The 10,833-nt window shown below is 41.2% G+C and carries 8 protein-coding genes; 2 read left to right on the top strand and 6 right to left on the bottom strand.

Features of this window, described 5'->3' with window-relative positions:
* Positions 1-49 precede the first annotated feature (49 nt).
* Both CFS60_RS12310 and CFS60_RS12315 read right to left on the bottom strand, forming a co-directional pair.
* Complete coding sequence (locus CFS60_RS12310; protein WP_088816520.1) at positions 50-517, bottom strand: MarR family transcriptional regulator; 468 nt, start codon at positions 515-517, stop codon at positions 50-52.
* 57 nt (positions 518-574) lie between these two features.
* Positions 575-1,990, bottom strand: coding sequence for a PLP-dependent aminotransferase family protein (locus CFS60_RS12315; protein WP_088816519.1), 1,416 nt, complete (start codon positions 1,988-1,990; stop codon positions 575-577).
* Positions 1,991-2,101: 111 nt separating this feature from the next.
* Between CFS60_RS12315 and pdxS the strand changes: the two genes are divergently transcribed.
* On the top strand, positions 2,102-2,989 hold the full coding sequence (pdxS, locus tag CFS60_RS12320) for a pyridoxal 5'-phosphate synthase lyase subunit PdxS (RefSeq protein WP_088811071.1): 888 nt from the start codon (positions 2,102-2,104) through the stop codon (positions 2,987-2,989).
* Between the two features lies 1 nt (position 2,990).
* The gene (gene pdxT, locus CFS60_RS12325; RefSeq protein ID WP_088811072.1) at positions 2,991-3,557 is read left to right on the top strand and encodes a pyridoxal 5'-phosphate synthase glutaminase subunit PdxT; all 567 of its coding nucleotides are present in this window, start codon (positions 2,991-2,993) and stop codon (positions 3,555-3,557) included.
* Positions 3,558-3,590: 33 nt separating this feature from the next.
* Here the strand turns inward: pdxT and CFS60_RS12330 are convergent, their stop codons facing one another.
* The 4 genes from CFS60_RS12330 to CFS60_RS12345 all read right to left on the bottom strand — a co-directional run.
* Positions 3,591-4,253 (bottom strand): type II CAAX prenyl endopeptidase Rce1 family protein, encoded by a 663-nt coding sequence (locus CFS60_RS12330; protein ID WP_159458312.1) that lies wholly within the window; start codon positions 4,251-4,253, stop codon positions 3,591-3,593.
* Positions 4,254-4,275: 22 nt separating this feature from the next.
* Positions 4,276-4,467, bottom strand: a complete 192-nt coding sequence (locus CFS60_RS12335; protein ID WP_088811074.1) for a hypothetical protein — start codon at positions 4,465-4,467, stop codon at positions 4,276-4,278.
* A gap of 156 nt (positions 4,468-4,623) precedes the next feature.
* Positions 4,624-9,804 (bottom strand): immunoglobulin-like domain-containing protein, encoded by a 5,181-nt coding sequence (locus tag CFS60_RS12340; protein ID WP_088839317.1) that lies wholly within the window; start codon positions 9,802-9,804, stop codon positions 4,624-4,626.
* A 430-nt stretch (positions 9,805-10,234) separates the two neighbouring features.
* Positions 10,235-10,833 (bottom strand): immunoglobulin-like domain-containing protein (locus tag CFS60_RS12345; RefSeq protein ID WP_369823201.1); only part of this gene is annotated, 599 nt, incomplete at its 5' end.

Genomic DNA, 10,833 nt, shown 5'->3' on the forward strand with positions numbered 1-10,833 from the left:
CTTTGTTTCCTTGTCAACAAAAAAAGAACCTCTATTTAAAAGAGATTCTCTAGCGCATGTCGCGCCCTTCTTTTTTTATCTCATTATCTAAATGCGCGCTATACATCTCGATAAATCGCAGCATCGCATCAAATTGCGGTTCCGTCACTTGGTCAAAGACAACTTGATCCCGCTCCTGGAAAGTTTTATGCAAGCGGTCGTGAATATCATAAATTTTTTTCCCCTCTGGTGTTAAAGAAAAATAAACTTCTTTTTTGTTCGCCACTTTTTGATAGCATTCTACATAACCTTTTTTCAACAATTTTTTCGTAATCTTGCTAATTGCTCCACGTGTCATATAAAGCTCTTCTGCCATTTTCGTTACATTTGGATCTACATTTTGTCCAATAAACTCAATGCAGTGCACTTCAGAAGGCTTGTAGCCATCAAGCGCCTCTGCCATCTTTTCTTTATTTAGCCATGCCATTTTATTGAACAAATCGCGAAATTTCACTATAACCTCTTCTTGTTTTTCCATCGCCGCCCTCCGTTCTCAACTTTAGTATAGCCCAGTTTTGTTTCCCATACAACAAAATCACTTCTCATAAGATGCGCGCAAAATTTTTGCCGCTTTTTCCGCCGCTTCCTTTGTGATTTGCGCAAAACTAAGCCGCACTTTATTCTCTTTAACGCCGAATAAATACCCTGGCATCACCAACAGTTTCTCCTTCAGAAGCGCGTCAAAATCGGCTTTTTGCACAGACTTAGTCGGAAGCGTCGCCCACAAATGGAAGCCTCCAACTGGTTTTTCGAAGTGAATTTCAGGCGCATATTTTTCTAAAGCAGCGGTTAAGATGTTTGCTCGTTCCAACAAAATTGCGTGTAAGTTTTGAATGTGCACCTTATAGCTTGGCTGTGACAAAACTTGATTCGCTAGCACTTGCGGGAAAATGCTTAGACCAAAATCCATTTCTTGCCGTGCCGATGCCAAACGCCGAACGACGGCGACAGGACCAGCTAAAAAACCAATGCGCGTTGTGGATCCCAGTACTTTTGAAAGTGAGCCAATGTAAAGGACGTTTTCATCATCCAATTTTTTAAGCGGCGTAATCCCCATTTTGCCCCCATAAGTGAGCGCTCCGAATGGATCATCTTCCACAATCGGAATCCGAAGTGCCGCACAAGTTTTCACAAATTCGCGGCGCCGCGCTTCTGACATCACCCGCCCAGTCGGATTTTGGAAAGTGGGATTCACAAACACCATTTTAATGCGGTGTTTCTGATACAACCGTTCCAATTCCTCCGTTTTAACCCCCTCCTCGTCCATCGGCAAAGCAAAAATGCGCAAACCAGCCGATTGAAATAAAGATAAGGAATAAAAATAAGACGGCGCTTCAATCGCAATCGCATCAAATGGTGAGAGCAGGCATTGTGTAATTAAAAACAAGGCTTGTTGCGCACCGGATGTCACAATTAATTGCGTTTCATTCACAGAAAGCCCCTGTTCTTCTTCCAACTCTTTGCGAATCGTTTTCCGAAGCGGCAAATACCCCAAAGCGTCATTCTGATTTTCCTCACGCAAAAAAGTTTGCCATGACATTTCTGGCATCGAAAGACTCGGCGCAAGGTCAAGCGGTAGCTCCCCTGTCGCTAAATCAATCACATCTCTTTCAGTCGCCACCTCCGCCATTTTCCGGATATACGGAATCTCATGACTAAACGCGCCTTTTTGAACGTAATGCCGCCAATTTGTTTGGAAAGCCGCGACACCCCATTTTTCCTCATTGACATGCGTACCACTTCCTTGAACCGCAACAAGCACCCCACTCGCTTTTAGCTCATCGAATGCGCGCGCGACAGTGGACCGATTGACACCAAGTTCAGACGCGAGTTTCCGTTCAGGCGGAAGTTTTTCGCCTGGCAAGAGCTCACCCGACGAAATTTTTGCTTCAACTAATTGCACAAGCTGTAAATAAAACGGTTTCGACACCTCCTTATTTAGCTGCCACATCAAATCACTCCCTTTAAAATTGGCTGGGTAAAAAAACAACCAATTGGCTGTTTTTATTTTATAAGAATTAGCTTAACATAAGAGATATAATCGTACAAGGAGGCGTTTTTTTTGGATAAAGTTGTTGGAACTGAGGTAGTTAAACGAGGTATGGCGCAAATGCAAAAAGGTGGCGTCATTATGGACGTTGTCAACGCTGAACAAGCAAAAATCGCAGAAGAGGCTGGTGCCGTTGCTGTTATGGCACTCGAACGCGTCCCTTCCGATATTCGTGCAGCCGGCGGGGTAGCTCGCATGGCAGACCCACGTATCGTTCAGGAAGTTATGGATGCCGTTTCCATTCCTGTCATGGCGAAAGCTCGCATCGGGCATATCACCGAAGCACGCGTCCTAGAGGCAATGGGCGTCGACTATATCGATGAAAGCGAAGTGCTCACACCAGCAGACGAAGAATATCATTTGTTAAAAAGCGAGTTCACCGTACCATTTGTCTGCGGTTGCCGCGACTTAGGTGAAGCACTCAGAAGAATTGGTGAAGGGGCGGCCATGCTCAGAACAAAAGGTGAACCGGGAACGGGAAACATCGTTGAAGCCGTGCGACATATGCGCAAAGTGAACAGTCAAATTAGTCAAATTACAGGCATGAATCAAGATGAACTAATGACAGCCGCTAAAAATTTAGGTGCACCGTATGAACTTTTAAAGGAAATTAAAACATTAGGAAAATTACCTGTTGTCAATTTTGCGGCTGGCGGTGTGGCAACACCTGCTGATGCGGCACTAATGATGGAACTAGGCGCAGACGGCGTGTTTGTTGGCTCTGGAATTTTCAAATCTGACAACCCTGCCAAATTCGCAAGCGCCATCGTACAAGCAACAACCTATTTCACAGACTACGAATTAATTGGCAAACTTTCGAAAGAACTCGGAACAGCCATGAAAGGCATTGAAATCTCCAAACTAGATCCAGCTGAACGCATGCAAGACCGAGGCTGGTAATATGAAAACCATTGGAGTTTTAGCGCTACAAGGCGCCGTTTCAGAGCATCTGGCAATGATTGAAAAAACCGGGCACAAAGCGATGCCTATTAAACACCCGGAGGAACTAGCCCCACTTGACGGTCTGATTTTGCCCGGAGGAGAAAGCACTACTATGCGACGTCTGATTGAAAAATACCATTTTAGTGAGCCACTATCTGATTTTGCGAATAGCGGCCGTGGAATTTTCGGAACATGTGCCGGGCTCGTCCTTTCTGCAAGCGCAATTTCAACTGGCGATCCCAGCTTCAAGTTCGCGGACTACACCGCCGTTCGAAATGGCTTTGGCCGCCAAAAAATGAGCTTCGAAGCAGACTTACAAATTGCTCCCCTTGGCGAAGCTCCCTTCCGCGCCATTTTCATTCGCGCCCCCTATATTGAAAAAGTTGGCGAAGGTGTAACGGTTTTAGCACGTATCGATGACAAAATTGTAGCCGCGCACGAAAAAAACATCCTCGTCACCGCTTTTCATCCCGAACTAACAAACGATCCACGTTTCATGACCTACTTCATTGAAAAGTGTTTATAAAAGAAAGCCGCGTATTGATTATACGTGGCTCTTTTATAAAACAATCGATGCGATAATGCTTAACGTGTCATACAGACTATGCGTCAGCCAGCTTGAAATAATAGATGGTGATTTTTCAGCTTTTAAGAAGACATAGTTCATAATCACTCGTGGAATAAATAAGAGCAACAAAACTTGCCCCACATTCCAGCCATAAGTACTTAAATGAAGAAGCGCAAAAATAATCCCACAGCAAATCGTGGCTATCAATGTGCTTGTTTTTTGTGTTAGTTTTTTTCTACACAGCGCAAAAACAGCTATCAAAAGTGCAATACTTAAAATTTCTTCTCCAAAAAGTTGGATAAAAATACCGAACCAGTTCAGTAAATGAAGGCTAGTTTCAACGATTGGATTAGCTGTTATATTATTTTTTCCAACAAGTGATACATAAAGAACAGAAACAATAAAAACCAATAGATTAGCAGCAAATGTCCATAGTATCGCTTTCACTATCCCTTTCACTGTAAGTTTAGAGAATAGGGCTTTAAAACTAGCTTTTTCAAGCCAAATCCAAGTTATAACTGGCAAGCCTGTAAAAATAATTTGTTGAATGAAAAGTGGTAGCGGACTATGAATAATAAGTTGAGCAAAACCGACAGCTACCGCTAATAATACTAGAAAATAATTTCTTTTTGATTGAAATAATAGCTTTTCCAACGTTTTCACCTACTCTCTAAGATTACTTGGGCAAGACTTTTCTTATTGCTTCCCACTTCTTATTTTTTTCAAACATTTCCTCCCTTTTCGCTGCCTCTTTTAAAGTTTTACTCTTCCTATCCATCAAAAATATAAAAAGCAACACAATTAACGCGGCCAGAATAAAAAACCAAATTCCCAACATCTCTGCGAAAAAAAGCTGGCTAACAACCAATTTGCTCAACTCCTCACTTATTTGACATAATATACTTTAAAACTTAAAAGCGTTAATTGGAATAGGGAATTGGTCGCAAAAATCATTACATTAATGTAAGCTACAAAAAAACAGCAAAACCTAAAAAGGATTTTGCTGTTTTTCTTCATATTTAAATCATTGAACCGTTATCGGAGTTTCAATGATGGCATTACTTGCTCCGTCATAACCAATCATTGAAGCTGTCATACCGGGTGTTCGGAGTTGTGACTTCGCGTAATATTGATAGGTAGTGGTGGAGCCAGTATTCGCTGGTATTTTAGATTGAACCACACCATTAACCTTAAGCGCAATATACTTTACACCGCCCCCGTATGTTCCAGTTACATAACTAGACGTACCAACAGTATACGGATCCGTTGTCAACACTGGGTCTCCTGTCGGGTTAATACGAACATTTGCTGTTGCTACAACTTCGCTTCTCCCGTTGTAAGCTTTCATAATAATCTCATCTTGATCATTTGTCACAAAACGTTTGATGTAGTAAGTATACGTATTTGTTCCGTCAACAGGAATTTTAGAAAGTTCAACATCATTCACGGTGGCAGAAATATAGGCTACATCGCCAGAATATGTTCCGACAATTGAACTGTCACCTAATGTAAAGTTGTTGGCTGTAATTTCACTTGTTATTTGAGTTTCTTTTACAGCAACAGGAGCTTCCGCTACTTGTGAACTTGCACCATTGTAAGCAATGACTGATACTACATCTTCTTTTGAAGTAATATTAGGACGTGCGTAGTACGAATAACTTCCACCCGCAACCGCTATCTTGTTTAAAACTGTACCATTTACTTTCAGTGCAACGTATTTCACATTTCCTGTATACGTCCCTGTCACATATTTATCTTGATATAAAACAAAATCATTTGCCGCAACGGTGCTCTCACCTGGCGGATTTTCAACGACATTTACGGTTTCCTCGTCTACAACAACACCAGCACCGTTGTAAGCTTTTATAGTCACCGTGTCCCCCAACGCAATCTTACCTTTTGAATAGTAGCTCCATGTCGTTGCATCTTTTACAGGTGTTTTCACATATTCGGTTCCATTCACAACAAGCGATACATATTTGACATTTCCTGTATACGTTCCTTGAACATACGAATCTGTTGAAACCGCGAAGTAATTTGGATTAACGGTCAAGGTGCCGACTAAACTATCTGGTCCATATAAAGTCACTTTCTTACGAGAAATTTCATCGTTTTCCGAATTGTAACCTATTACATAAACTTCGTCTGTTTCCGCATCTGTAATATTAGGACGCGCATAATATTGGAATGTGCCATCCGTGCCAACTGGAATTTTCGTAAGAATCGTTCCATTCACTGAAAGGCCGACTTTCGTTACAGATCCTGTGTACGTCCCTTTCACATATGCATCCACGCCCACAATAAAGCTATCTGGTGAAACAGTTCCAATTTTTAATTGACCATCTTTTAAAGTTACGCGTGCACGGTCTAATTCGTTGTTTGTCGCACTAAGTCCAACAAGATATACCGTTTGGGTTGTGCTTGTAATATCATTTTTCGCATAATATTCAAAGTTTCCTGTTACAGGAATTGTCGTTTTTCTAACACCATCTACTTCTAGATAAACTTTCGCTACATCCCCTGTTGCTTCTGCTTTAATGCGGCTATCGTAACCGACATAATAGTCTTCTTTTACAACAACTGTACCACTAGCGGCTTGTGTAACCGTTACATTCGCACTGGATGTCTCTCCATTTTTCGTTGCAGTAGCTGTCACAACTGTTCCCGCTGCTTGATTTGGAATCGTGATACTATAGCGTCCACTCGCATCTGCTTTACCAGTTGCAATTGTTGTGCTACCTACTTTAATAGCAAGATCTGCATTCGGTTCAGCGGTTCCTTCTGCTTTTGTGGAATTCGTATTTAAAGCGTTAAGCGTTGTTTGCGCAAGGGTGTCTTGCGTCACGGTTGTACTCGCACTTGATGTTTTCCCTTTTGCTGTCGCTGTTGCGGTAACAACTGCTCCAAACGGTTGTTTTGAAATCGTTAGGACATAGGTTCCGTCCTCTCCAACTACACCACTTGCGAGTTGATTATTACCTTGGTCTTTGATGACAATCGTTGCGCTCGGTTCGGCATTTCCTTGTACAGTTGTAGAATTGGTTGTTAGTGCCCCAATTGTTGTCTGCGCAATATCTCCTTGCGTTACGGTTGTACTGGCACTTGATGTTTGACCATTTTTTGTTGCGGTGGCAGTGACAACTGTTCCAACTGCTTGTTTCGCGATTGTCAGGCTGTAATTTCCATCTGATCCTACCGTCCCAGAGGCGAGCGTTGTTTGACCTGCTTTAATCACAAGGCTTGCATTTGGTTCTGCTGTTCCTTCGGCTTTTACTGAATCTGTCGTCAACGCTCTAATTGTTGTCGCTGTGAGATTTCCTTGGGTTACAGTTGTACTTGCACTTGATGTTTTACCGTTTAGTGTTGCGGTTGCAGTAATGACTGCTCCTACAGCTTGCTTTGGAATTGTTAAGCTATAATTCCCATCTGAACCCACTTTGCCACTTGCAAGTTCCGTGTTGTTTTGATCTTTGATAACAATATCTGCATTTGGTTCGGCGGTTCCTTCTGCTTTCACTGAATCAGTAGTCAATGGACTGATTGTGGTGCTTGCCATTGCTGTTTCAGTTGTTAATGTCACTCGGGTACGTGCAATTTCAAGATTTTCCGAGTTGTAACCAATCGCATAGACCACATCTGTTTCGGCATTTGTGATGTTTGGTCGCGCGTAATATTGGAAGGTTCCATCTGTTCCTGCTGCTACTTTAGAAAGGACTGTGCCATTTACTGAAAGAGCTACTTTTGCTACAGAACCTGTATATGTTCCTCTAACGTAGGCATCTACGCCTACTACAAAATTGTTTGGTGTAATGGAGCCTATTTTTAGTTGACCATCTTTTAAGATTACTTGTGTGCGATCTAATTCTCGATTAGATGAATCCTGTCCAACTAAATAAGCGGTTTGATTTGTGCTTGTTAACACATCTCGCGCATAATATTCAAAGCTTCCGCTTACAGGAATTGTTGATTTTTTTACGCCATCTACTTCTAAGTAAACTTTCGTAATGTCACCTGTAACTTCTGCTTGGATTCTACTGTCATACCCAACATAAAAAGCATCTTTCACAACAACGGTTCCTGTTGCGACGCTTGTTACTGTTGTGGAGGCACTAGATGTTTTCCCACCCGCTGTTGCTGTTGCAGTTACTATTGTTCCAGCCGATTGTTTTGGAATAGTTACACGATAAGTGCCATCGGAAGCAACGCGTCCTGTTGCGAGTTCTGTGTTGTTTTGGTCTTTGATAACGATGTTAGCATTGGGCTCGGCTGTCCCAGTCGCTTGTGTTGAATCTGTTGTTAATGGATAAATGATTGTTTGAGCTATGCTGTCACTGACAACGGTTGTATTCGCGCTCGATGTTTTACCGTTTGCTGTCGCTGTCGCGGTAACAATTGTTCCGGCAAGTTGCTTTGGAATTGTCAGGCTATACATACCGTCTGAGCCGACGCGTCCTGTCGCAAGTTGATTATCATTTTGATCTTTTAACACAATGGTTGCATTCGGTTCTGCGGTTCCGGTTGCTTGTGTCGAATCTGTTGTAAGTGAGTTAATCGTGGTTTGAGCAATACGATCATTCGTTACAATTGTTGTCGCACTTGATGTCTTACCATTTGCAGTAGCTGTCGCCGTCACGATTGTTCCAACAATTTGTTTTGAAATCGTTAAGCTATAATTCCCATCTGAACCGACTCTACCAGATATTAATGTGGTGTCTCCAACTTTAATGGCAAGATTTGCATTCGGTTCAGCCGTTCCTTGCGCGATCTCTGAATCTGTCGTTAAAGCATTGATAGTTGTTTGTGCAATCTCTCCTTGCACAACAATCGTAGAAGCAATAGAGATTTTACTATTTTTTGTTGCGGTTGCTGTTACAATCATCCCAGCTAATTGTTTTGGGATTGTAAAACTATATGTACCGTCAGATTGAACTGTACCAGTTGCCAGTTGAGTGTTATTTTGATTTCTAATGATAAGCGTTGCGCCTGGTTCGGCGGTTCCTTCTGCTTTTATAGAATCCGTTGTTAAACCATTAATCGTTGTTTGCGCAATAGCAGCCTGTGACACTGTAGTAGATGCACTAGACGTTTTACCATTTTTTGTTGCGGTTGCCGTTACAATCGTCCCAGCTGCCTGTGTTGGAATTGTAAGACTATATGTTCCATTTGCTCCTACTGTCCCATTTGCAAGTTGCGCATTATTTTGGTCTTTAATTACAAGTGTTGCACCTGGTTCGGCGGTTCCTTCCGCTTTCACAGAATCGGTTGTTAGGGAGTTAATCGTAGTTTGTGCAATATTACCTTGAGTAACGGTTGTACTTGCACTTTTTGATTGCCCTCCTGCAGTTGCTGTAGCAGTCACAGTTGTTCCCGCTGCTTGTTTTGGAATAGCGACATTATATGTACCATCTGAACCGACTGTACTTGTAGCGATAGTAGTTGAACCAGCTTTAATGGTTAGACTCGCATTTGCCTCAGCAGTACCTTGCGCTCTTTCAGAATCACTTGTTAATGCATCAATGGTTGTATCATTCATCGCATCCAAATCTACAATACTAAGTCCACTTACTTGAACACTACTATTCATTGTTTCCAGCGTAATGCTTGCTGAATTTGAAGGTGCAGTAAATTCACCGGTTCTCGTTCCACCGGCTGTCCCCCAACCAAAAGCAGTTCCTACGTGAGACCAAATTGGGGCTGGATTTGCTAAATGATGATAGATTGTAGAGCCATTATTGACTACAACATCGAAGCGATTGGCTAATCCACCAACATGTGCAGAGCTATAAGTGATTCTATAGCGATGTCCTGGAACAGTTGGAAAACTTTGTCCAATTCCTAAACATGCATTAAGTTGTGAAGAACGCAGGGTTGTCGTACCATTTCCTGGGAATTGTACGGAGCGAGCACCGTTTGAAAAATATTGCCAATTACCACTAGACGTTCCCCATGAAGTATAATATGTATCATAAGTCCCATTAGCATTCGTCCAATAAATAGGCGTCCATTTACTTCTATCACTAAAACTTGAATCTATCAAATTCTCAGATGTTCGTTTTAAATTAGTTAATTTTGGTTTTCCTGTTGTAACACTATCTGCAGTTGCTTTTACGTTAGCTGGGATAGCCGCTACTATAGTAGACATAGTCAACATTGTAGCAATCACACCGATAGTTAATTTTCGAAATTTAGTTGTTTTTCTGTTCACGTTGTATACTCTCCTTAAAATATATACTAATTTTTTCCAATATAGTTGTATATTTAACGTATTTATCCGCTTTATGTATCCCTCCTCCTACCGTCATTTTTAAATACTAGCATTTTTGAAAAAAGAAAAATGGATATTAAAACCCTTTTCATAAGCTGTTTTTTGTAAATTTTGTGACATTCCTCTCTCTGATTTTTCTAAAAAAAGGGGGATTTATGATGAAAATTAATTTTCGTTTTCATTAAATTTATTTTTTTAACTTTTTTCAAAAGAAAAGAATTTATGATGAAAATCTCAAACTTTATACAAATAAATTTCTGTACGAATCAAACTAACTTTTTTTCAAAAAAAGACTGTAGACAAAGAATTTTATTACTTTGTCTACAGTCTTAATTTTATTTACAGTTTTTACTCTCAATCATTATTTAAACTATTGTACTGTTATCGGTGTTTCAATAACCTCATTGTTCGCCCCGTCATAACCTATCATCGAAACTTCCATACCTGGTGTTTTCAGTAAGGCTTTCGCATAATACGTAAACGAACCATCTGCATTTACTGGAATTTTAGATTTAACGACACCTTCAACTTTAAGCGCAATATATTTCACGCCGTTTGTTGATGTTCCTGTGACATTACTTGAAGTTCCAATCGTAAAGACATCTGTTGTTAACGTTGCTGGAGCAGTTGGTGGGATCGTCACTCTATTAGAAGCCACCTCAGCTCCACCTGCAGTATAAGCTTTCATTACGATAGTATCCTGGTCACTTGTGACATAACGGCGAATATAGTATTCATATGTGCCTGAACCGTCTACTGGGATTCTAGATAGTTCTGTGTCATTCACGGTTGCGGAAATATATTTCACATTTCCAGAATATGTGCCGACTACTGAACTATCGCCAAGGTTGTAAGTCTGTGCAGTAATCGCTGATGGACCACTTGGATTGATGGTTACTTGAACAGTGTCTCCAACTTCATTTCTTGAATTGTAGGCTTTCATTACAATTCGATCTGTATCACTTGTGA

This window comes from Listeria sp. ILCC792 (assembly GCF_900186135.1).
In the GTDB taxonomy this organism is placed as follows: Bacteria; Bacillota; Bacilli; order Lactobacillales; family Listeriaceae; genus Listeria; species Listeria goaensis.